Here is a 1,385-nt window from a genome sequence, read left to right on the forward strand (position 1 = left end):
AGTTGTGAAGTCTCAGGACATCGTGCGCGGTTGTGTCTCAGGACATCGTGCACGGTCTGTCTCGGGACATCGTGCACGGTTGCTCATGGTCAACTCTGTGCCGCCGGACGTGCGGTGGGCGATCGTGCAGTTCCCGCTGGACCCGCCCCGAGGTGCTGTGTCGCGGTTCTGCGCCGAGCACGGCATCTCGCGGCGGGTCTTCTACAAGATCCGTGCGGCAGCTCGCCGGGACGGGCCGGTCCCGGCGACCGAGCCCGGTTCGCGACGGCCGAGGTCGAGCCCGTCGCGCACCGACCAGGACCTGCTGGACATCGCGCTCAAGACCCGCACCTGGCTGCGGGAACAGGGCCTGGACCACGGTCCGGTCAGCGTCGTGGACCGGATGCGCCGCGACGGGCTGAACCCGCCCTCACGGGCGACGCTCGCGCGCTGGTTCGCCCGAGCCGGCCACGTGCGACCCGAGCCCCGCAAACGACCCCGCTCGGCGAACCGCAGGTTCGTCTACCCCTGCCCGAACGCGTGCTGGCAGCTCGACGCGACCGACTGGACCCTGGCCGACGGACGTCGCTGCGTGATCTTCCAGCTCATCGACGACCACTCCCGCCTGGCCGTGGCCTCCCGAGCCGCGTGGGGCGAGACCGGCAACGACGCGATCGCAGTGTTCGACACCGCGGTCCGGCGCCATGGCGTGCCCCAGCGGCTGCTCTCGGACAACGGCACCGCACTGAACCCGACCCGCCGCGGAGTCACGGGCCGGCTGGTCGAGCACGTCCGCGCGCTGGGCGTGACCCCGATCACCGGCAAGCCCTACAAACCCACCACCCAGGGCAAGAACGAACGCTTCCACCAGACCCTGCACAAGTGGCTCAACGCCCGCCCACCGGCCCGGACCCTGCCCGAGCTGCAGACCCTGCTCGACACCCACGACGCCTACTACAACACCCAACGCCCCCACCAAGCCCTGCCCGGCCACATCACGCCCCAGGAAGCCTGGGACGCGACCGCTCCGGCCGACCCGCCCACCCCACCCGACGGACCACCCCTGCCCCCGCCGCCGACACGAGCACCCGCCGACGGCACCACGACCACCACCATCAGCCCCACCGGACGAATCACCTGGCGCTCCTGCGAGCTCTACCTCGGCCGCCCACACGCCGACACCCCGGTCACGATGACGTGGGACCAGACCACCATCACCGTGACCGGGCCCGACGGCACGATCCTGGCCCGCTACCCCCGACCCGCCCCGAGAACCCGCTACCTCGGGACGAAGAACCGCCTACCCACACCATGACAAACCCGACCGTGCACGATGTCCTGAGACACCACACCGTGCACGATGTCCCGAGACACAACCACGCACGATGTCCTGAGACATCACATGC

1 protein-coding gene is annotated in these 1,385 nt (G+C 70.3%); it reads left to right on the forward strand.

Features of this window, described 5'->3' with window-relative positions; all coding sequences use genetic code 11:
* Positions 1-85 precede the first annotated feature (85 nt).
* Positions 86-1,294 (forward strand): integrase core domain-containing protein, encoded by a 1,209-nt coding sequence (locus tag D1350_RS23385; protein ID WP_125778461.1) that lies wholly within the window; start codon positions 86-88, stop codon positions 1,292-1,294.
* Positions 1,295-1,385: the final 91 nt, after the last annotated feature.

The organism is Antribacter gilvus, from assembly GCF_003946865.1.
GTDB lineage: Bacteria > Actinomycetota > Actinomycetes > Actinomycetales > Cellulomonadaceae > Antribacter > Antribacter gilvus.